The organism is Thermodesulfobacteriota bacterium (assembly GCA_040754335.1).
Taxonomy (GTDB): domain Bacteria; phylum Desulfobacterota_D; class UBA1144; order Nemesobacterales; family UBA2774; genus 2-12-FULL-53-21.
Map to the genome: position 1 here is coordinate 87,474 of JBFMCV010000008.1, position 22,300 is coordinate 109,773.

Annotated in this window: 18 protein-coding genes; 5 read left to right on the plus strand and 13 right to left on the minus strand. The window is 55.1% G+C overall.

What is annotated here, in order from left to right:
- Position 1: 1 nt before the first annotated feature.
- Together AB1598_14355 and AB1598_14360 are read right to left on the minus strand one after the other, a co-directional pair.
- The gene (locus AB1598_14355) at positions 2-1,375 is read right to left on the minus strand and encodes a deoxyribodipyrimidine photo-lyase (protein MEW6146191.1); all 1,374 of its coding nucleotides are present in this window, start codon (positions 1,373-1,375) and stop codon (positions 2-4) included.
- A gap of 789 nt (positions 1,376-2,164) precedes the next feature.
- Positions 2,165-3,283, minus strand: a complete 1,119-nt coding sequence (locus AB1598_14360) for a sigma-70 family RNA polymerase sigma factor (GenBank protein ID MEW6146192.1) — start codon at positions 3,281-3,283, stop codon at positions 2,165-2,167.
- Between the two features lie 416 nt (positions 3,284-3,699).
- On the opposite strand from AB1598_14360, the gene AB1598_14365 reads away from it, so the two are divergent.
- Positions 3,700-4,647, plus strand: a complete 948-nt coding sequence (locus tag AB1598_14365; GenBank protein MEW6146193.1) for a MerR family transcriptional regulator — start codon at positions 3,700-3,702, stop codon at positions 4,645-4,647.
- A gap of 254 nt (positions 4,648-4,901) precedes the next feature.
- Here AB1598_14365 and AB1598_14370 read toward each other — a convergent pair whose 3' ends face one another.
- From AB1598_14370 to AB1598_14390, 5 genes are all read right to left on the minus strand, one after another.
- A complete protein-coding gene (locus tag AB1598_14370; protein ID MEW6146194.1) occupies positions 4,902-5,741 on the minus strand; it encodes a hypothetical protein in 840 nt (279 codons plus the stop codon).
- An 85-nt stretch (positions 5,742-5,826) separates the two neighbouring features.
- Entirely contained in the window at positions 5,827-6,672 is an 846-nt protein-coding gene (locus AB1598_14375; GenBank protein ID MEW6146195.1) for a hypothetical protein, read from the minus strand.
- 161 nt (positions 6,673-6,833) lie between these two features.
- Positions 6,834-7,655 (minus strand): IPTL-CTERM sorting domain-containing protein, encoded by an 822-nt coding sequence (locus tag AB1598_14380; protein MEW6146196.1) that lies wholly within the window; start codon positions 7,653-7,655, stop codon positions 6,834-6,836.
- 421 nt (positions 7,656-8,076) lie between these two features.
- The gene (locus AB1598_14385; GenBank protein ID MEW6146197.1) at positions 8,077-8,901 is read right to left on the minus strand and encodes an IPTL-CTERM sorting domain-containing protein; all 825 of its coding nucleotides are present in this window, start codon (positions 8,899-8,901) and stop codon (positions 8,077-8,079) included.
- A gap of 130 nt (positions 8,902-9,031) precedes the next feature.
- Positions 9,032-10,198: an MFS transporter gene (locus AB1598_14390; protein ID MEW6146198.1), complete on the minus strand. Its 1,167-nt coding sequence runs from the start codon at positions 10,196-10,198 to the stop codon at positions 9,032-9,034.
- A 95-nt stretch (positions 10,199-10,293) separates the two neighbouring features.
- On the opposite strand from AB1598_14390, the gene AB1598_14395 reads away from it, so the two are divergent.
- Together AB1598_14395 and AB1598_14400 are read left to right on the plus strand one after the other, a co-directional pair.
- Positions 10,294-11,880 (plus strand): VWA domain-containing protein, encoded by a 1,587-nt coding sequence (locus AB1598_14395; protein MEW6146199.1) that lies wholly within the window; start codon positions 10,294-10,296, stop codon positions 11,878-11,880.
- A gap of 146 nt (positions 11,881-12,026) precedes the next feature.
- Complete coding sequence (locus AB1598_14400) at positions 12,027-12,503, plus strand: transposase (protein MEW6146200.1); 477 nt, start codon at positions 12,027-12,029, stop codon at positions 12,501-12,503.
- Between the two features lie 174 nt (positions 12,504-12,677).
- Here AB1598_14400 and AB1598_14405 read toward each other — a convergent pair whose 3' ends face one another.
- Entirely contained in the window at positions 12,678-12,941 is a 264-nt protein-coding gene (locus tag AB1598_14405; GenBank protein ID MEW6146201.1) for a hypothetical protein, read from the minus strand.
- 667 nt (positions 12,942-13,608) lie between these two features.
- Here AB1598_14405 and AB1598_14410 point away from each other — a divergent pair.
- Positions 13,609-14,277, plus strand: a complete 669-nt coding sequence (locus tag AB1598_14410; GenBank protein MEW6146202.1) for a hypothetical protein — start codon at positions 13,609-13,611, stop codon at positions 14,275-14,277.
- Between the two features lie 386 nt (positions 14,278-14,663).
- On the opposite strand, the gene AB1598_14415 is transcribed toward AB1598_14410, so the two are convergent.
- The 5 genes from AB1598_14415 to AB1598_14435 form a co-directional block, all read right to left on the minus strand.
- Complete coding sequence (locus AB1598_14415; protein ID MEW6146203.1) at positions 14,664-17,729, minus strand: GAF domain-containing protein; 3,066 nt, start codon at positions 17,727-17,729, stop codon at positions 14,664-14,666.
- A 235-nt stretch (positions 17,730-17,964) separates the two neighbouring features.
- Complete coding sequence (locus AB1598_14420) at positions 17,965-18,222, minus strand: hypothetical protein (GenBank protein ID MEW6146204.1); 258 nt, start codon at positions 18,220-18,222, stop codon at positions 17,965-17,967.
- A gap of 234 nt (positions 18,223-18,456) precedes the next feature.
- A complete protein-coding gene (locus AB1598_14425; GenBank protein MEW6146205.1) occupies positions 18,457-18,945 on the minus strand; it encodes a MarR family winged helix-turn-helix transcriptional regulator in 489 nt (162 codons plus the stop codon).
- Positions 18,946-19,032: 87 nt separating this feature from the next.
- Positions 19,033-19,968 (minus strand): mechanosensitive ion channel family protein, encoded by a 936-nt coding sequence (locus AB1598_14430; protein ID MEW6146206.1) that lies wholly within the window; start codon positions 19,966-19,968, stop codon positions 19,033-19,035.
- Between the two features lie 341 nt (positions 19,969-20,309).
- The gene (locus AB1598_14435; GenBank protein ID MEW6146207.1) at positions 20,310-21,248 is read right to left on the minus strand and encodes a mechanosensitive ion channel family protein; all 939 of its coding nucleotides are present in this window, start codon (positions 21,246-21,248) and stop codon (positions 20,310-20,312) included.
- Positions 21,249-21,661: 413 nt separating this feature from the next.
- Here AB1598_14435 and AB1598_14440 point away from each other — a divergent pair, with 413 nt between their 5' ends.
- Complete coding sequence (locus AB1598_14440) at positions 21,662-22,192, plus strand: DUF3828 domain-containing protein (protein MEW6146208.1); 531 nt, start codon at positions 21,662-21,664, stop codon at positions 22,190-22,192.
- The last annotated feature ends 108 nt before the right edge of the window (positions 22,193-22,300 follow it).

Consider the following 22,300-nt stretch of genomic DNA (forward strand, 5'->3'; position numbering starts at 1 on the left):
GTCAGGGGAGCCCCGTGTCCTTCTTGATCTGCGAGATGTAATCGTCGTCTATGCGCCCCCCGGAATACGCCTCGTGCGCGAGGTTCCTCATCTCGTAGTGGTTCACGATGGGCCTCGGGTAGGGGAGCTTGTACGTGAGCGGGTTGTGGATCTTTTCCGGTTCCACCGAGGCGAGGTCGGGTATGTATTTTTTTATGTAGAGGCACTCCGGGTCGTAGTTCTCCGACTGGAGTATCGGGTTAAAAATGCGGAACGGCTTGGGGTCGGCCCCGCAGGACGCCGACCACTGCCAGTTGCCTATGTCCACTGTCTCGTCGTAGTCGACCAGGTGCTCGAAGAAGTGCCTGTCCCCCCACCTCCAGTCGGTGATGAGGTCCTTCGTCAGGAACGACGCCACTATCATCCGGAGCCGGTTATGCATCCAGCCCTCTTCCCTGAGCTGCCTCATTCCCGCGTCCACGATAGGGTAACCCGTGCGGCCCTCGCGCCAGGCGTCGTACCACTTCTCGCTGTTAATCCACTTTATGTTCCGCCTCTTTTCCTGGAACTCGAGGCTCCTCGTCTCGGGGAAGTTGTGCATGATGTGGTACCAGAACTCCCTCCACGCGAGCTCCGATACGTATGGGTTCGGGTCGGTCGCGGCCGAGACTGCCGCCTCGTAGACCCTCCTCACTGATACTATGCCGAACCTCAGATACGGCGAGAGTCTGGACGTCCCGTCCAAGTAAGGGAAGTCCCTCGTCACGCCGTAGTCGCCGAAATTGAAGTCCCTGAGCCTGGTGACCGCAAAATCGGGAGGCCAGTGCCTGTTCTCAGCCCCGGGGAGGTCACGGAGCATGTTTTCAGCGGGGGCGGACGGTATGGGAGGCGAGCTTATCTTCTGGGGCGCGTCCGCAGCAGCGTTCTTTTGCTTGCCCTGCCATATGCCGTAGAAGGCGTTAAACACCTTTCTCTGGTCTATCTCGTGAGGGGGGACGAGGAACGTGTCGTCGTACTTCCTGAACACGGTCCCGTGGAGTCTGCACTGGTGTTCGACCCCGAGGTCGCGCTTTACTCCCGAGAAGCCGTACGCCCTGTTCGTGTACACCGCCTCGGCTTTCTGAGTATTGATGAGCGCGGGGATTATCTCCTCGGCCTTTCCCCTGAGCACGAGCAGGTAAGATCCGAGCCGCCTGAGCTCGGCGTCTAAGCTCAGGAGCGCGTCCGAGAAAAGCGCGAGCCTCTTGCTCCCTTCAGCGTATTTTCCGAGGATCGAGTCCTCGAGGACGTAGAGGGGTATGACCTCCCTGCTGTCCCTCACCGCGTTCAGAAGCCCGGTATTGTCGTCCGTCCTGAGATCGCGCTTGAACCAGAAAATAGACCTGCCGTGTATCATCCGTCCTGTCCCATGCCTCCTCGAATAAATGTCGATCCAAATGGCGCACGCTCTCTTCGCGCGCCGGAATCCGTCCCCTGAGCCGGTTGTGCGGAATATCCCCTGTGACAGGCCGGGGGTGACCTTCGCGTAATGCCTGTCCCTTCAATTCTACTCTGTAACTTCGGCGGATTCTACAAAAAAATACGACGGGCACACAATGTGCGGTGCGTATCGATTTACACTCTGCACGGAGCGCTATTTTTATTTCCCTTCCCCTCATAGGAGGGGGGAGGGCATGCCCTGAACCATGTCCCGGACACCGGTCCGGGATCGTTTCAGGGTCAGGGTGGGGGTGACACCATTCACTCATCCAATCAACAAAACCCGTTCATCCTGAGCCTGTCGAAGGATGTATTACTTTTTCTGTTATTGCGAGGCAGCGTGTGCAGACTTGGCAACAAGTGAGAAATCTATTCTTTCATCTTCAATTCCCTCCTTAGAAAAAGGAGGACAATTCCGAGCAAACGAGGAATTGGTCGGTACTGATAAATGGCAATAAAATGCCTTAATCGGCGTAACGTGGGTAGTAAATTCAAATTAGGGAGGATTTAGTTTTCCATTTTTAAATCCCCCTTTACAAAGGGGGAAATAAACATCTCTTGCTGGAATCTCGTCTTTTCGGTATAACCCAATCGCGGCTGGCCTGTCCTGAACCATGTCCCGGACTAGTTTATGGATCGCGACCGTGGCAATCTCGCTTTTTTCATGAGATTGCTTCGCTTTGCTCGCAATGACAGACTGTAAACCTCACAAATACCCCTTGAGCATCTCGCCGAGCCCCGATTTCGATATCTTCTCGAGGGCAGCCTTCTCTATCTGCCTTATCCTCTCGCGGGTGACGCCGAACTTGCTCCCTATCTCGTCGAGCGTGTATATCTTCCCTTCCCCGAGCCCGTATCTCATCCTGACGATCTCCTCTTCCTTGGGCGTGAGGGACGAAAGGGACTCGTCGAGGAGCGTCTTTATCCTTATGTCGGATACGGCGGACTCCTGTCCCTCCCCGAGGTCGGGCATCAGGTCGACGTAGGTCTTTTCGTTGTCGTCGGTCACAGGCTTGTCGAGCGATAAGACGTTATCGGTGCCGTCGAGCACGGCCTGGACCACCTCCCTCGAAAGGCCGGCTTTCTCGGCGATCTCTTCGGGGTAGGGCTTCCTTCCGAGCTCATCTTCGAGAGCGTACTTCGCCCTGAATACCTTTCCCGACTGCTCGAGCACGTATACGGGCACCTTTATGGTCCTCGTCTTCTCGGCGATCGCCCTCGAAAGCGCCTGCTGAATCCACCATGCGGCGTAAGTCGAGAACTTGAAGCCCTTCCTGTGGTCGAACTTCTCGACCGCCCTTATGAGCCCGAGGTTCCCCTCCTGGACGAGGTCCGTGAGCGGAAGCCCTCTCCCGAGGTGCCTCTTTGCAATGCTCACTACGAGCCGCAGGTTCGATCTTATAAACCTGGACTTCAGCTCCTGCGCCTTATACGAATAAACCTTCATCGTGGCGTCGAGCCTGTTTTTGTCTATCTCGGGCTTCGTTTTGAGCTTGCCGCCCGCGAGGCGCTCCAGGTCCTTCTGAATCTTCCTGGCTTTCTTTTCGCACTCCTTTATCTTGGCCCCTAGCTCTTTCTCGTCGTCGGGCGTAAGAAGCGGCTCGGTCAGCAAGTCGCGGAAATAGACCTGCAATACCCTTTCCTCCTCGTATTTGGTCCACTTCCTTTCCTTCTCCCTGCGTTTTTTGGCGGGGGAAGCTGCCTCTGCTTCCTCCTGCTCCCTGAATGTATCGTAGGCGTTTTCAAGCCTGCCGCGCTGGATGAAAAAATCCTCGTCCGAGTAATCCCCGGAGGAGAAATATCCCCTGTCGAATTCGTTGTCCATTATTTTAATACCCCCCTGCTTCTCTCTATATACTTTATATATTCCTTTAGACTCGATTTACAAGGGCCGGGATTCATCCGGCCCCGAAATTAAATGCAATTAAATAATGGCCGGATCAGGTCTCAACGGTACGGTGTCTAATGGCTGTCTAATATATTATATAGATGTCTAATATATGTCAAGCATCACAGGTGAGACCGAATTGTCGGAACAGGTCTCCTGAAACTGCATTTACGGCTCTACAATCATAATTATCATACAAAAGACAGGCAGGTTACAATACATTATTAATCAACTTATCGAATATAATGCAAGCCTGACATGAAATATTCTACATATGCTTGACATACCTTAGACAAGTGTATAACATTACCACCATGCAGGGCAGCCGTGAGGATTCGACCAGGAAATTTTCCATGAAGGCGGCCTCCAGGATGACGGGGCTCACTCCCCACGCTATACGGGCATGGGAGAGGCGTTACGGAGTAGTCACGCCTGGAAGGGACTCCAACAACAGGAGGTTCTACAGGGAGAGCGACATTGAGAGGCTCGCCCTCCTCCAAAAGGCTACCGGCGCGGGGCACCCGATAAGCCAGGTGGCGGGGTATTCGAAAGAGGAGCTCCAGGAGATAGTGGGCGCGATGAACGTCATCGATATGCCGTCCAGAAAACCCGTAGAAACCTTCAGGCAGGCTCCCGCCGCGGGAGACCTTTCGATCGTCAGGGATTTCGAATCGTACATGGACGGTATCCTTGCAGCAGTCGAGAGGATGGACAGGAAATCGCTAGAGGAGATCCTGATAGCGGTCGAGACCGAGGTCGGGAGGAACGCGCTCCTCGAGAGGGTCGTCGTGCCCATCATGGAGAGGATAGGCGACCTCTGGAGGAAAGGGGAGTTAAGGATTTCGCACGAGCACCTTGCGACGCAGGCGGTGAGGACTTTCCTCGGCGGCCTCCTCGCCCTGCAGAAGACATTCCCCGGCGCGCCGCACGTAGTGGTCACCACTCCTTCCGACCAGGTCCACGAGTTAGGAGCGCTTTCGGCGGCGGTCGCGGCAGCGAGCGAGGGGTGGAACGTCACTTACCTCGGGCCGAGCCTGCCTTCCGAGGAAATAGCCGGGGCCGTGGCGTATAACGGCTCGAAGGCCCTCGTCCTGAGCCTCATATACCCCGAGAGCGACCCTCTCGTAGCGCGCGAGCTCCGTAAGCTCAGGCGCTACCTGCCGGGCCTCCCCATCATAGTCGGCGGGAGGGCGAGGCAGAGCTACTCGCAGGTGCTCGGGGAGATAGACGCCGTCGTCGTTAACGACCTCTACGGCGTCCGCACAGTGTTGGAATCCATCCGCACTAACGGCGTCGCCTGATCTTTCTTCTATAGGGGCGCCATTCCCGTATCAAGTTCCTGAATCAAGTTCAGGACAGGCCGGGACAGGCCTGGCGCGATCTATTCTCTGCCAGTCTTTGCGAGCGTAGAGCGGCAATCTCATGAATAATGCGAGATACTGAATAGATCCCGTATCCAGTACGGGACATGGTTCAAGGTCGGGAATGACAACAAAGAGAGATGCGAAATTGTGCTTGAAAAGATTTGCTGCGAGCTGTGATCCTCAAACGCGGCCTACACTCTCGCAGCCCTTCTCCTCCTCACCGCAAAGAACACGCCTACCAGCATCAATCCCGCCGCTGCCGCGAGCATCCCCCATTCCGACAGCGTCGGGATATTGGTCGGGGCCATCCTGAGCGCTATGGTGCACGCTCTCCAGTCGGCGGGAACACTACCTACAATAAGATCTCCGGTGGGTCCGCCTTCCAGAAAAAGAAAGCTCTCGCCGATCGTTAGCACAAATTCACCGGACTGACTATTTATTCCTAGAGCGGTGAATACCCCCTCAAAGACTTGATCGGGCTCGACAACAGGGTTCTGGAAAACATTAAAGCCCAGTGTAATCACTCTGATCACGGCGGAGCGCGACTCGGTGATGACCGAGGGAGCGGTGATCAATTCATTCGGCCCGCCTGTATTGCACGCGACGTCGATTACCGGGTTGTCAGGGTCTACTCCCCTATACCTGAAGGCCCCGGCGGCGAATGCGTCAGTAGGGTCAGTCCAGCTGCAGGTGATATCCGTGGAGTCGGGGGAGCCGTCGAACCTGCCGTATATACCGAGTATGCATTGTTCGTTTCCTCCGCATTCCCCCTCATCGAGCGTCGACCAGCTGTCGGGGACCGGATCGAGGAACGTATTATTACCGTCGGAGTACGTGGAGCACATTAACAGCTCGAAATCCCCCGGGAATCCCGAGCCTGTTGCGATAACCCCCTGCGTAACATCGACGTCGATGTCTATTCTCGTTCCCGTGGATTCGATGTCGACTAATTGGACGACCGCGTGGGAAGCGGTTACGGAAAGCAGTAATAAAGGAACCGCATAAAGAAATGTCTTTAAATTTTTCAACATCACCATCCTCCTTCAATTCGTTTTATTTTATGCGGATTCCTCCCCGGCGATAGCCGGCCTGGGCGGAACCCGGTTAATTCCTATATTAGGTTCTGACTGCCCTTCTCCTCCTCACCGCAAAGTACACGCCCGTAATCATCAATCCCGCGGCAGCCGCGAGCATCCCCCATTCGGAAAGCGTGGGTATCGTCGTCGGCGCGGCCCTTAATACGACAGCGCAGGTCCTCCAGTCATAATCACCAGGGGGGAAAATACCTATTTGGGGAATGGACCCGCCGCTCGGGAATAAAGCGCTGAACCCTATTGTGGCTGATTGCTCGCCGAATTCGCTGCCTCCTATTGCAAAGAACTCTCCCTGAAAGATCGGAACTGCCTGGGGCGATACGGAAAACATACCAACATCCAGATTTCCGATCTGAGCGACTATGATAACGGCTGAGCCGGGATCCGCTTCAAACGGTGGCGTGGTGACCGCTGTTTGCGGGCCGCCCGTGATGCATGATACGTCTATAACCGGGTCGAACTGGTCGACCCCGTGATACCTGAAAGAGCCGGCCGAAAAAGCGTCCGTCGGATCGGTCCAGCTGCATGTGATGTCCGTGGAATCGGGCGAGCCGTCGAACCTCCCGTAAATGCCGAGTATACATTGCTCGCTTCCTCCGCATTCCCCGGTATCAAGAGTGGTCCACCCGTCGGGAGCGGGGGGGAGGAACGAGTTGTTTCCGTCAGAGAACGTACCGCACATTATGACCTCGAAATCGTCCTCGAAGCCCGAGCCTGTCGCGATAATACCGCTCGTGATGTTGTTGTCGATATCGAGCCTGAAGCCGCTCGACTCCGTGTCGACAAGCTGAACGACCGCGGGAGAAGCGGTTACGGAAAGAAGAAATAAAGGGAAAGTATAAAGAATAGACTTAAGAATCTTCTGCATCGCCATCCTCCGTTAATCGGAATTTTTTATACCGATTGTATACTTAATATGAATCACTTGCTGCTTATTCGTATATTAAACCAAAATATTCAGCATCCCTTAATTCAACCCGCTCATCCTTCGACGAGCTCAGGACGAACGGGTTGAAAATTCATCGTGGGTCATGCATCCTGGATCTTTCTTTTCCTAATAGCAAAGAACACGCCTACCAGCATCAATCCCGCCGCAGCCGCAAGCAGGCCCCATTCGGAAAGTGTGGGGATATTTGTCTGAAACGCCCTGAGCGCGATCGTGCAGGCCCTCCAGTTGTCTGACTCGGTCCCAAGCTGGAATTCTTCTTCCCCGGTAGGCCCCGACTCTTCAAACGTCGATGAGGCGGCGAAGAGCTCGATTGTCTGGGTGCCGGAAGAGGACGTAGTCTCAAACAATGCGTTTTCGGCTTGTGCGGTAACTTTCGGGATCAGGTTATACCTGAGCAGAGATACGATCCAGACGACCTCGGAGCCCGGTTGCGTATTTATAGAGGGAGCCGTGGCGACCAGTCCAACCCCTGTCTCGCATCCGACGTCTACAATCGGGTTGTTTATGTCCACCCCCGAGTACCTTAAAGCCCCTGCGGCGAAAACGTTCGTGTTGAGGTCCCAGTTACAGAAAATCTGGGATGCGCCCGCCGATTCGTCGAGTCTCGTCCAGATAGCAAGCTCGCAACTGTCCACTCCGCCGCAGCCGCCCGAATCGAGCAGTGAAAACACTCCCGGCGTGGGGTCGAAAAAGGCGTTGGTTTCATACGCGGTCGTGCACGTAATGATCTCGAAATCGCCCTGTTTGCCTGAAGGTATATTTACGGGTGCCTGATTGAAGAGGCCTTCCTGGTGATTGGAACTGACCCCGTCTAAAATTATCTCGGCATTCGACGGGGATAATGAAGTAAGGAGCATAAATGCCGTAACACCAATTATTTTGATGTAGGTAAGCATCGCCATACTCCTTTAATCATATTTACACAACAATATCACAAAAGAGAGTGTTTTAGAAGGATCTTATGATTTTCCGGGTGTCCGGACGGGTCAGGAACCGGGGGAATTTATAGCCTGAAGTTCCGACTCAGACGCTCCGCCCGTCGGCAGGTCGCTTTAGGACTGCCTCGCGATAACGGAAAAATGAAAAATAGGGTGAGGAGGTACAATAATTCTATAAATCGAATGAAACCCGTTCGCCCTGAGGCGCAGAATCTGCGCTCATATATGATTGCTCCGTCACTCCTCATCTTTCGCTAAATATAGGAGCGAGGATAATACTGACCTGCGAGCCTGTCCTGAACGGAGTCGAAGGGTCGAAGGACGAGAGAATATTCATCGCGGCTGGAAGCCGCTCCTACAGATGACGTGTGCCGGGGTATTCGACCTAAGCCCTCGCCTCCCTTCTCCTCCTCGCCGCAAACCACACTCCCGCAATCATCAATCCCGCCGCCGCCGCGATCATCCCCCACTCGGAAAGCGTGGGTATCGGGCGGCTGATATCGATTTCAGGTCCGAAAGCGATCGTGCAGGCGCGCCAGTCTCCCTCGACAAATGTGTCGAATTCGTATTCTCCGGTCGGGACGGTATCTTCAAACGCGAAACTATCTCCACTTCCGACGATAAATTGGCCAAGCGAACTGCCGCCGAACCCAAAGTTTCCTTCCTCCACCTGGTTTGAGCCGACAATTTGCGTCTCTAATATACCGCCGTATGCAAACGTCCTGACGACTGCCGAGCCTGCGCTAGTCAGTATCGACGGAGCGGTGGGGACGCCGAAGCTGCCTGTGTTACATTCGACGTCGATAAAAAAATCAGCCGGATCGACACCGCTGTATCTGAACGAGCCGCCTCCGTAGATGGTCGTGGGATCGGCCCAATGGCACGTGCTCAGTGAAGAGTCGGGGGAGTCGTCGGTCCTGTAAAATATTCCCAGAATACATCCTCCGCTTCCCCCGCAGCTTCCGCTGTCGAGCGTCGTCCACCCCGGCGTGGCATTGTTAAAAGCGTTTGTGCTGTCTGAAGGCGTCGCGCATATCAATATCTCGAACTGCCCTGACTCTCCTCCGGGGATCGGTATCGTGCCCTGGTTCAAATTCGGGATTGAGTTTACATCCACGTCGACCCCTACTAGCTCTACAACCGCATTGGAAGCCGTTGCGTGGAAAATAAGGATTAAATACGCTATTACAGCTATGGAGATCCTGCTCATGGCAACCATCCTCCTTTAGTCGTACTTACTCAACAATATCATAAATTAGCCTGTTTTTGAAGGATTACCCGATATATCCTGTGGCTCGACGGGTCAGGAACCGGGGGAATTTATAGCCTGAAGTTCCGGCTCAGACGCTCCGCCCGTCGGCAGGCGGCTCGGGCAGGCCCGTGAGCCCCCATGCGATTATGAGTATGAACCCCGCAATGAGCGGGAGCGCGGGGTTTATCTGGTAAAGATACCCCGACATCATGCCCCCAATCGAAGCCCCGAAGAAGGAGAGTAGGTTGTATATCCCAGTGGCGGAGCCCCTCTTTTCCTGCCCCACTCTCTGGGTGAGGAAAGCGGGGAGTAGGGACTGCATTATAGTGTGCCCGGCGAAATACGCCATGCCCGTCCCGTAGAGCACCCACCTGAGCCCCGAGCCCGCGGGATAGACGAAGAACGCGAGCGCGATGAGCGCCCATCCGGCCTTGGCAGCGGTCCCGAGGCCGCCCGACCTTTCGGCCCGCCTCACGTACGGGAATATGAAGAGCGCGCTCGGGATGAGCGTGATGAGATATACGAGCCACAAGTGGTCGTCGCCAACGCCGAGCGCCGTCCAGGATAGGGGATACACGAAGACGAACAGGTTCACCAGCAGCGACGTGACGAGCGAGGCCGTGAACAGCGTCCTCATCCCGGGCGCAAGCGCGATCCTCCATACCGCCGTCTTATCCGCCGAGGGCTCCTCCTTGTTGATCGCGGGGAAGAAGAAGAGCGTGATAAGGAGCGACAGCGCCCCGAGGCCGGCGAGTATGTAGAAGAGGCTCGAGAACCCTATCCGCGCCGCGAGGTAAGGCCCCGCGACTATGGCCATCAGGAACGCGACGCCTATGGAAACCCCTACGATGGTGAACGACTGCGCCCTCACTCCGGGCCGCGTGATATCGCCCAGGGACGCAAGCGCGACCGAGCTCACCGCTCCGCTACCCTGTATGACGCGGGCTATGATGAGCTCCCATATCGTATCCGCCATGCCGCAGTAGACGCTGCCCGCGGTAAATAGCAGTATCCCCGCTACGAGAACTGGCTTCCTGCCGAGCCTGTCGCTCGCCCACCCGAACGGGAGCTGGAGTATGCTCTGCGCGAGCGCGTAAATGCCGAAAGCGACGCCCGCGAGGGCGAGGTCCGACCCCGGGTACTTCTCTGTGTAAACGCTGAAGACGGGCAGTATGAGGAAAATGCCGAGGAGCCTCGTGGCCATGATAAGGGCCACCGTAGATACGGCCTTGTATTCGCTCGTATTCAGGTTCATTTGTCCTAGTTCAGCGCGTGTCACGGAAGGGTTTTTTATTTTAACACGGCTTTCCGAAATTGATACACCGGGGCGCGCGTGTTAGTTTTACCTCTATGAAGCGGGGGCCAACGTATAAAAAGACCGGGCGGACGGGGGAGAAGCGGGCGCTTTCGTCAGTGAATATAGAGACCGACTCCTACGACAGAGAGCTATTCTCGGAGTTGGAATCGGACTCCGAAGGGCTCAGGGAGCTCATAGAAAGGGGTCAGGCCCTTCTCCCGTCGTGGAGATCGCTCATGCTCGACCTCTTCGCCGCCTTCTACAAGCACAACGTCGTATTCCTCCCCGGGGAGGACATAAGGAAGAGCTCGCTCCTGCCCCGGAAGATACTCCTCGGCGTGCAGAAAGACCCCGACTACCCGGCGCTCCGCGAGGAGACCGTCCTAGACGCGTTCCGGTCGACGCTCGCCGCCATGCAGATGGGCGCGATGGTGCTCGAATGGCTCAGGTCCGAGGACGGACCCGGAGAAAAGGGCCTCGTCAGGGAATGGGAGGCCGACAGGGCCGAGAGGGACCTCGAGGAGTTGTCTCAAGAAAGCGAGACGATGGACGAGATAGCGGGTGAAGAAAGAGAGGGAGAGGAAGGCGGGATGAGCGAGGCGTTCGAGAAGGTGAGGCGCGGGAAGAAGGCTGAGCTCGATAAAGAGAAGAAGGCCTTCGGGAAGCTCGCTGAGGAGCTTGAAAAGGGGCACGGGAAAATGGATGTCAGGATAAAGGGCCTCGTGAAGTCTTCGATGAAGGAGACATCCGAAAGCGTGGAGACCTCCGAGGAGGAGCTATCTTCGTGGAGCGCGTCAATGGGCGCGCCCGGTGAAAGATCAGCCGCGGAGAAGCTCGACCTCGCGGCGAAGCTCTATTCGAACGAGAAGCTGAGGCGGCTCTCCCGCATAGTGGGCAGCCTCAGGGAGGAGATGCTCCGCGGGAGGAGGAAGTCCTGGGCGCGGAGGGGGAGCGAGGTCTTCGACGTCTCAACGGGGAGCGATATAGGGAGGCTCGTTGCCTCCGAGCTCGCGGGGCTTGCGAACCCGAGGCTCCGTACCGATTTCAAGAAGAGGCTCCTTGAAGGGAAGCTGCTGCAGTACTCGCTCAAAGACGAGCAGGGGAGGGGGCCCATGGTGATATGCCTCGACGGCAGCTCGTCCATGGAGGGGAAGAAGGAGCTCTGGTCGAAGGGCGTATGCCTCACGCTGCTTGACATAGCGAAGAGGGAGAGACGGAAATTCAGCGTCGTCGTTTTCTCTTCGGGCGGCGAGCCCGTGCGGGTATTCGAATCGAGCCCCGGCGAAGGCAGGGGCGGGTGGGGGATGAAGGAGAAGGACGTGTTCGAGCTCGCGGGCTATTTCCCGGGCGGGGGCACCAATTTCGAGGAGCCGCTCGACAGGGCGCTCGGTATCTTGCGCGGCTCCAAGTTCAGGCGGGGGGACATCGTGTTCATAACGGACGGCGAGGCGGGGATAGGGGATGCGTGGTTGGAAGGCTTCAAGCGCGAGCAGCGGAGGCTCGGGTTCAAGGTCTATTCGGTGCTGATCGACCTCACGGGAAGGGAATCGTGGGAGACGCTGTCATTATTCAGCGACAAGGTCACTTCAGTCTCCAGGCTCACGTCGGACGCGGCTAAGGGGCTGTTTCTTGATTTGTGAAGGCACACAATGTGTGCTCATATACGATTTCTTATTACCTCCTCTGCAGGTATCACCCGCGTACTTACATCCCTGTAGGAGCGGCTTCCAGCCGCGATTTTTTGTTATCTGTTTCATGTCTTATAAAATATGTCGTACAATCTCTGATGATTAAGAAAATGCCCGAAATTGAGCCACGTCATAAATCTCTGCGTCAAGGACGCTATAACGGAGTGGGGTTCTATTATTTTCTTACGACGGTTACGAAAGACAGAAAACCTCTATTTGTAGAGCGACCTCCCGCAATGATCGTGCTTAATTCCTTGAAATGGCTAGATCATAACGACAAGATGAAACTGATTACGGCAGTAGTGATGCCTGATCACATTCACTTTATAGCACAATTGGAAAACACATCGCTTTCTGGATTAATGCATTCTTTGAAAAGTTACACTGCGAACGAAATCAATAAAGTGCTCGGACGGAGAGGGCATGTCTGGGAAAAGCAGTATTACGAACGAGGAATAAAGGGAGAGAATGCATTGAATGAATTGATCGCATATTGTCTTGAAAATCCCGTGCGTAAAGGTTTGGTGAGCAATTTTAAGCAGTACGAATATTGGTATTGTGCATATGAACTTTAGATTTTAGTAGAGGAATATCGCGCCAGGATGGCGCTCCTGCAGGGATAACATTTCCAACCGCGGCTAAAAAACTCTCCGCGACCTCCGAGCGGCAGCACCCTACGCCGGGAGCGCTGCCGCTTAGGTGGCCGTCTCGTTAAATACTCTGTATATTGCGCTTGAATACCGCCGGGTTTATGCCCCCTGGCCGCCCATCATGGCCGCCATTCCGCCGAAGAAGACGGCGATTATTATCGCGAGCACGATGATTATGGCCGCGATCACGAGGGACGCGAGGCAGTAGTTCCTCCTGTTTATGTTCCCGGTCGAGCTGACGATCCAGTATATGAGCATTATTATGCCCACGACCGGTATGGCGAGCAGTATCATCGTTATGATCCAGTCCCCTACCGACATGGGCGAGGTGTCGTAACCCTTCGCTGCAGGCGTTCCGTTCATGCCATTATCCTCCGTAAAGATAAGTGATAAATAATGACTAATTATAGTACGGCATGGGAAATTATGGTAGGAGGATTTTTTTATTCTTTTCCTCTTTAATTCCCTCCTTTGTAAAGGAGGGGTAGGGTGGATTTAAGTTTTATCCGTAAATGAATATAATCATCCGCCATCCGACACATCCCCACGGTATATGCTCCGCGCGTCTGTCGGATCTGTCGGATGCAGTCAGTGCATGATGAAAGATTTAAGGTACACCCCCACCCAAACCCTCCCCCCTCCTTTTATGAGGGGGAGGGGGGAATAAAAAAGACGAGATTGCCGCGCTGCATTTCATAATTTGTTTTTTGTGACTTCGGTACGGTGATGAATGTACTTATTTGCAGTCGGCCAAGGGCGTCCGATTCCTCCCTCGGTCGAAATCGTTGCTCGCAAAGACAGGAAAGGGCGGGATTGCCGCGGTCGCGATCCTGAAACAAGTTCAGGACAGGCGCTCCCTCGCAAAGACAAATTATAGCATCCGCCATGCGACACATGCGACAGACGCGCAGGGTATATACTCCGCGGATGTGTCGCATCTGTCGGATTCACCCGCAGCGCGCATTTCATTGACATAACTACCCAATATGAAATATAATCATCAAAACGCGGCATTAATAAAGGAGGATGTATGATGAGAAACGGATTCAATATCCTGCTTTTGATTATTACCCTCTGCATGTCAATTGCCCTTTTCAGCCGTGAATCGAACGCCCTTGATTACCTGCCCTCCGGGCCGCAGACGAACGTTCCCGTGGAGGTGGTAACCGAAGGCGGATGGACCGAGTGTTTCCGGAATCTCTATGCCGACAATTGGGACATTAACGAATTACTGGCGAACTGCCCCGGTACTCGATTGATGCTGGCGTGCCGGCCTACCGGAAGCTCCACCCTTACGCTGCTTGCCCAGGGCGCCCGGGAGGACGTAACTTTCGATACCGGCATTAATGAAACCGTGCTGCACATAGCGAACGGCGTCGGCTGGTATTTTAACAATAATTACTCATGGGGATTCGTCAGAGCGGGGGACAGCGTGATTAAAGACTCATGCGATGTTGATGAGTCCGGTGCGAACGACGAGAGGCTGTGCTGGCATTCGAATGAGGGGGGCTACAGATGCGGAGCTACACTTGAGCTGAATAGTTCTACGGACTTCGAACGCATTGTTTATACGTCCGACGCCGTCGCGAAGTTATCGCCCATCCCCACGCTTACCGAATGGGGATTGATCGCCATGGCGGGAGTATTAGGGATTGCCGGGTTATTAATCGTAATTCGCAAAAGGAAAGTGACTGCGTAAATTCCGAAGGAATCACGGATCAATATCAAAAGGGAGCTTCGGCTCCCTTTTTTGTTTACCGGGGAGCTTATCATACGCCATCCGGCACATCCGCAGGGTATATGCTCCGCGCGTCTGTTCTTATTCTGTCTTCGCGAGGCCGCCTGTCCTGAACTCGTTTCAGGATCTAGGTCGTGGCGATCTCGCTTTTTTGTTGTCATGCTGAACTTGTTTCAGCATCTCGCTTTATTTAAGAGATTGCCGCAGTCGCGATCCTGAAACGAGTTCAGGACAGGCGCTCCCTCGCAATGACAGACGGGGAGATAGCCTCGGTCTCGGCGTGTGAAGCGGAGGAGGTTCATTAGAATCGTATATGTGCGCAGATTCTGCGCCACACATTGTGTGCCTCAATTCATCACATCATTTAGCGTCTGAAGAAGCGTCTCTGCGTTAAACGGTTTAGGCAGGAATGCGTCGACCTCGGCGTCTTTCAGGTCTACGAGCTCGTGCTCGCGCTGGTATCCGCTCGTGGCGATCACCTTGAGTGAAGGCCTCTCCCGTTTCAGTATCCGGATAGTGGCCTTCCCCCCCATGACGGGCATCATCATGTCGACTATAGCGGCGTATATCTCGTCCTTGTGCGTGTCGAATACCCTGGTCGCCTCCTCGCCGTTGTGCGCGACCAGCACCTTGTAGTCGTATTCTTCCAATATCGTCCTAGCCATGTCCGTAATCATGCTCTCGTCGTCGACGACGAGTATCACCTCCCCGTTCCCGGAAGGCGTGTTCGGATAGAGCTCATCGACCGTGAGCGCGGCGTCTTCAGAGTGAATTACCGGCAGATAGATCGTGAACGTCGTCCCTTTCCCGACCTGGCTCTCGACGTTTATGTACCCGTCGTGGTCCTTGACTATGCCGTACACGGTCGAGAGGCCGAGGCCCGTCCCCTTGTCCTGCTCTTTCGTCGTGAAGAACGGGTCGAAGATCCTGTCCATGTACTCGCTGGGGATGCCCACGCCGTTGTCGGATATTTCGATGACGATGTACTGCCTGTAATCGGTTTTCAGGAATACGGGGGTCCGCTCTTCCCCGGCCGTTATGCTCTTGACGGCGATCCCGAGGTCGCCTCCCTCGGGCATCGCGTCCCTGGCGTTTACCAAGAGGTTCATCAGCACCTGGTTTAGCTGCGTGTAATCCCCGTAGACGGACGGCACGCTGTCCTCGATCTCCGTGTGCAGGGTGATGAACTTGGGGAACGTCTCGTCGACTATCTTCTGCACGTCCTTGACGAGGTATTTCAAATCGAAGGGCTGCTTCTTCGATTCGAGCCCCCTCGCGAACGACAGTATCTGCCTGATGAGGTCTGCGCCCCTCTGGGCGCTCCGGTCGAGTATCTCGAGCCAGCTCCGGCTCTTCTCGTCCGTAATCCTCGTATTGAGGAGCTGTATGGACATGAGAATCGGCTGGAGTATGTTGTTGAGGTCGTGCGCTATGCCGCCCGCGAGCTTGCCCACGCTCTCGAGCCTCTGCGACCTGAGGAGCTGCGTCTCGAGCGCCTTGCTCTCGGTAACGTCCCTCGCGAGCATGGACACGGTCCCCGGCTCAGTGCCCGAGGCGAAGATCGGGTTCACGCGCGCCCTGAACGACCTCTCCCCGCCGTTGATGAACAGTTTATATTCGACGACCTCCGATTTGCGGTTTCCCAGCACGCGGCGGATCGCTTCGAGGAACATGCTGGTAAAGTCCTCGTCGAAAAAGTCGGAGATTCGCCTGCCCAGGAGCTCGCTCTTGGGTCTTATGAGCAGCTCCTCGTTCTCGGTCCAGATGCCCAGGTACGTGCCGTTCTCGTCCATTTCGAACACTATCTCGTCGACCGAGCCGACGAGAGCCTTGAGCCTCCTCTCGTTCGATTCGATCTCGGTGACGTATTTCGCGTTCAGGAGAGCTACGGCTATCTGCTCGGCCACTGATTCGAGGAGCGAGAGCTCGTCGCGGTCAAACGCGTTCACGCTCTTAGATCCCAGCGTGACGCATCCGATCGTGTTCCCGACCGTCTTTATCGGCATCGAGATATAGCTCTTGAGCCCCCACTGCCTCCCCGCCGGGCCTATCGCGTCGTCCTCAGACGTATCCGGCACGAACCGGGTCCTGCCCTCGATTATCGTCCTCCACGTGAGCCCCCTCGGGTAGGGTATTTTTTCGATCTTCCTGATGAAGTTCTCGCCGTAGCCGTATTCGGCTTTCATCACCGCCTCGTTCCCCTCGACGAAGAAGACCGCGATGAAGTCCGCGTTCTTGATATTCTGCCTGAGGCTGTCGATCGTGAGCCGCAGCACCTCGTCGAAATCGACCGAGCTGTGGACCATGCCGGCGACCGTATAGATTATCCTTTCGTAGCTCTCCTTCTTTGAAAGCGTGTTTATCTTTTCCTCGAGCGCCTTCTCCGAGGCGATGAGGGATTCCGTGAACCTCGCGTTGTTTATCGCGATCTCTATCTGTCTCGATACTATGTCGAGGAGTCTCAACTCGTCCGCCCTGAAGGAGTTCTTCACGTCCGTGAATATGTTTATGACGCCCACCACCTTCCCGTCGTTCTTGAGCGGTATGGAGACGTAGCTCCTTATGCCGAGCTCGAGTCCCGCCCGGCCGAGGTGCTCGCCCGCTTCCGTGTCGGGAACGTACTCCGTCTTCCCCTGTATTATCGTCCTCCACGTGGTCCCCGCCGGATACTGTATCCTCGCGACCCTCCCGGCGAACCACTCGGGAAGGCCCCTCTGCGCGTGGAGCACTGCCTCCGTGCCCTCGACGAGAAAAATTGCCACGTACTTCGCGACGTCCATGTTCTGGTAAATCGCCTGCACCGAGTTCTCGAGCACCGTTTTAAGGTTTACCGAGTTGTGCACAGTCCGCGTGACTATACCGATGACGGTCTCGTACCTGTTTATCTTCGAGAGCTGGCTGAGCGTCTCCTTTAGCCTCTCTTCTGTCCTGGTCCGCTTCGTTATGTCGAGTATAAGGGCGACTAGGACGGGGGCCTTGTTGAAAGTGGAGTTCTGCAGGTGGACTTCCACCGGGTAAAGAGTCCCGTCTTTCCTCGCGTGGTAAGCCGTGTATTCGATCTTGTCCGTTTGTTCCCCGATCAGCGGCTCGGCCATTCTGGGGAGCTCCCCGTCGCCGAAATGCTTTTTCAGGTCGTGCACCGTAAGGCCCGCGAGCTCGCCCGCCGTATATCCGAGGTTCTCCCTCGCCTTCCTGTTCGCGTATATGAACCCGAGTGTCTTCCTGTCCAGCATGAATATCTCGAAAACGGAATCGTCGAGAATTGCGCCCAGGTGCTTCAGGCTCTCGAAATGTCTCTCCTTTTCCTCGATCGCGGAATGGAGCTCGAAGTTGTGCCTGTAGAGGAGCTCTATCTGATCGACGAGCTCTTTCTTGGTCTTTTTCATTAACTCGGCGTAGTTCTGGTTCTTCATTTGATGGTCGTCTGAGTTCGCGCCGGCGCGCTCCCGGTTTGCCGGGCTTCGCCTGGCCGGGGTACATATTCGCAAGTATCGAGCCGTTTCTAAAATAAGTCAATAATTTTTGAACGAGGAGTATCGTAAGATTCTTGTATGAACTCAGGGCGCGCATCCGGCTCAGGATGAACAGGTTTATCACCGCCATCCTAACTATGGTATTTCCCCCTTAGAAAAAGAGCCTGTCCTGAGCTTAGCCTGTCCTGAGCTCGTCGAAGGGTCGAAGGAGGGATTCAGGGGGATTTAGATTTTGATAATAAATGTAAAGAGCTAACGGAAAAGGATTAACAGAAAATCCTCCCTGATTTGGATTTACTATCCACGTTACTCCGATTAAGACATTTCTTTGCCATTTATCAGCGCCGACAAATTCTTTTTGTTTCCTGAAGTTGCTGAGTGAATCATTTGCATTGTTGCATTCTTCCAAGGGCGTCCGAATTCTCTTATTCATCGAATTCGTTGCTTGCTCGAAATTGTCCTCCTTTCGTAAAGGAGGGTAAGGGTGGATTTTAATTTTTTCCGCAATCGATGCTGGATCGATCCACGCATGGAAGAACTTATTCCTGATGAGTATCGATGAAATAATATAGTTGAATTAACGGATACGCCCGGACAAGAAGAAAAAGAATTTCATCAATGCGGCATGCGCATCCAGCGGTGCGTATTGCGTCCGGGTCCCGCCCGTTCAGCCGAGCTCTTTGGTTACGCTTACGACGTCCGTGAGCTCTTTCTGGATATTCTTCCAGCGCTCGCTTCCGAGCCCGCCGACGAGGCGTCCCTGAGCCATTTTCCAAAGCGGGAACGACTTCACGATCTTCTGCTCGCCCTTCTTCGTAAGGGTTATGAGCTTTTCCCTCCGGTTCTTTCCGGTCCTTACGCTTACGAGCTTCTGATTCTCGACAGTGGTGAGGTTCCGCGCGAGGGTGCTCTGGTCGATCCCTACGAACTCCGCCAGAGTCTTGAAATTGGGCGATTTGAGATACGCCACGGCCACCAGTATTATGAACTGGTTGCTCTTGAGGTCCGCGTCCCTGAGCGCCGTGTCATAATAGTTTATGACGAAGCGCGCTGTCTTCCTGAATTCATAGCATACGCAGTCGAGGCATTCGGCGAGCTTGAGGTTCTCGAACTTCGCGTGTCCGTTCCCGTTCCTAGGTTCGGTCCTTTTCTTCATTGCGAATAATATACTACATCCTGTATAGATGTAAAACGTCGGGCGTTCTTTATATTTTAGTGTTGATCCGGGCCGCCGAGGGCCTGTTCACGCCCCCGCCGCGGCGTCCCCGCCGCCCCCCTCGATCCTCACTCCGAAGGTCCCGTCCCTCCTTCCCGGGAAGACGCTCACGTTCTGGTACGGTATCTCTATTCCCCTGTCGATGAGGCCGCTTATTATCCTCTTCCTGAGCTCCCTGCCTGCCCCCCACTGCTTCTGGGGAAGGGTCTTGAGCATGCACCTTACGACGACCTCCGATGGGCCGAAGCTGTCGACGCCGAGGACGTCCATAGGCTCGAGTATGAGGGATTCGTAATTCTTGTCCCCTGCGAGGCCCTTCCCGATCTCTCTCAGTGTCCCGATTACGTAGTCGAGGTTCTCCCCGTATGCGACTCTCACGTCCACAATGTACCTCGACCAGTCCCTGCTCTGGTTGGATAACTGCGTGATAGAGCCGTTGGGGAATATGTGGAGCGTGCCGTCGAGGTCCCTGATGGCTATGGTCCTGAACTTTATCTCCTCGACCGTTCCCGGCTTCCCGTTTATCACCGCCGCGTCCCCGACCCTCACCTGGTCCTCGAATATGATGAAGAACCCGCTTATGATGTCCCGCACCAGGTTCTGGGCGCCGAAGCTCACGGCGAGGCCGAGTATGCCGGCCCCGGCTATAATGGGCGCTATGTCCATGCCGAGCTCCTTGAGCACCATGACGACAGCCACCCCGAGGACGAGCACGAAGACAATGCTCCTGAGCAGAGCAGTGAGAGTCCTCACCCGCTTTTCCGTATCGACCGCGCTCGCGTATCCCGCGCGCCTTCCCGAGACGGCCTTCTCGAACCTTCCGATCGCTCCGTTTACTATCCTCATGAACACGTACGCTCCCGCGGCGATTATCAGTATCCTCGCCCCCGACGTGACGAGCCATCCGAATGCCTTTTCGGCGAAAGCGGGGTCGTAGAACTTATCGATAATGTTTGAGAACATGGGTCACCTCCGGAAATAATTTTTTGATCGACGGCGCCGCCCGCGCTTCCTGTCGCATGGACGGCATGAATAGTTATAAAAGAAATTTAACGGAACTACTATATCACAAGGGGTGAATGGGACTGTACGACCTCGCATCCCTTCCTGTGATTGTGAACTGTAGTAATTCCCTCCCCCTCAGAAGGAGGGGGGAGGGCATGTCCCCCGAAGCCTCGGCGAAGGGGGATAGGGTGGGGGCGTACCTTACATCTTTCATCACAATCCAGCCGCATCCGACGGATCAGACAGATGCGTGGAACACATTCCTCCGCGGAAGTGTCGGATGCCGAAGGACGCCCGAATCAGTGCCCTTCCTCCTCACCACGCCGGGACCGCGCTTTCTTCCCCCCGTCGGCATCCGGAGGGGCATCCCCTGCATATCCGACTGCGGTAAGGGGCGTAGGCATCCTTATGCCCGCCTCTTCGAATTTATTTTTGATCCTTTTCCTGAGCTCCCTTCCCACCTCCCACTGCTTGAGCGGGTGTGTCTTTACCATGCACTTGATTATAACCTCCATCGGCCCGAAGTTGTCCACGCCGAGCACCTCGAGCGGCTCGAGTATGTAAGTGCCGTAGTACTCGTCTTTGGACAGGTCCTGGCCTATCTTCTCGAGAACGTCGATAACGCGGTCTATGTTTTCCCTGTACGACACCCCGACGTCCACGACGTACCGGGACCAGCCCTTGCTCATGTTTGACATCTGCGTGATCGTCCCGTTGGGGAATATGTGGACCGTTCCCTCGATGTCCCTTATGACTATTGTCCTGAGATTGATCTCCTCGACGGCGCCGCCTTTGCCGTTGATCACCGCCACGTCTCCTACGCGTATCTGGTCCTCGACGATGATGAAGAACCCGCTTATGATGTCGCGCACCAGGTTCTGCGCGCCGAAGCTCACGGCGAGGCCGAGTATACCGGCACCCGCGATGATCGGCGCTATGTCCATGCCGAGCTCTTTCAGCACCATCATCAGCGCGACCCCGAAGAGCGTGATGAATATCACGTGCCTGAGGAGGCCGGTCAGCGTCTTCATCCGCCTCTCCCTCTCGAGCGCGCTCATGTACGCGCCCCGGCGCTTCGAGAACGCGGTCTCGATCCTGCTTATGACGCTGTTCAGTACCTTGAGCAGAACATATGCGCCTATCAGTATCAGGAGAATGCGGAGTCCCGACGTTATGAACCACTCGAAGAGCTTTTCCGCATAAGCCGGGTCGAAGATTTGAGACAAGAATTCTCTCATCGCGCTTTCCTCCGGTTGTATTCGAATATCCCCTGACTCGGAGTCGCCGCGCTATGGACTGTCCTCCGTGACGGTCCCGTGCGCGCAGTCGTGGAATGAGCGGGTCCCTCGAATTACGAGTATGAACGAATCAGTCTTGATTCGGGCATTTTACGGAGAAGCGTGCGTCTAACCGTCCGCTCACCCCGATGGCGAATGTGAATTCCCGCCGATTTAAGGAATGGGAGAGAAACACATCCGATTTCAGTTTTTAAACTAAACTCCTACGTAAAACTATAACATACGAGGGCACGCATTTCCTTATTTTTTTGCGGGATTTGACCGGCGGCGAAATTTATTAAAGAATCTATTGCAGTTGAATACAACTGCGGGAATCATTGGGGAATCAAAGGAGGTAAGGAGACAATATGAGAATGATGATCTTATGCGCGGCGCTTGTTTTTGGTTTATCGGCTCTTTCCTATGCCGGAGACACTCCGCAGAGCACCGTGACCGGACTCTACGACACGTACATAAAGCTCAAGACTAGGGGCATCCCCACGGCAAAGGATCTCGCCGAGTATAAGCCATACATTACGCCCGAGCTCGCCGCTCTCCTCAAATCAGCCGACGACGCGGAGATAAAGTACAAGGCCGCGACGAAAGGGGAGGTGCCGCCGCTGGTCGAAGGGGACATATTCACGTCCCTCTTCGAGGGCGCGGATTCTTTCAAGGTGATTTCATGCGACGAGAAGGGAGAGAAGGCCTCCTGCGCTCTCGAGTTCAAAAACACGAACCCCGGGGACGGGAAGACCTTCACGTGGAAGGACGGTGTTACGCTCGTAAAGGACAAATCCGGCTGGCTCGTGAGCGACATCGAATACAAGGGAGAATGGGACTTCGCCGTCAAGGGCAGCCTCACGGGCCTCCTCAATAGCGTGATCAAGGAAGGCTCCGGCGGGTGAGCGGCACACATAGTGTGTTTTTATGATTGCTTCCAACTCCTCCGCTCGATACGGCAACTCGCCAATATTCCTGTCATTGCGAGGAGCGTAGCGACGCGGCAATCTCAT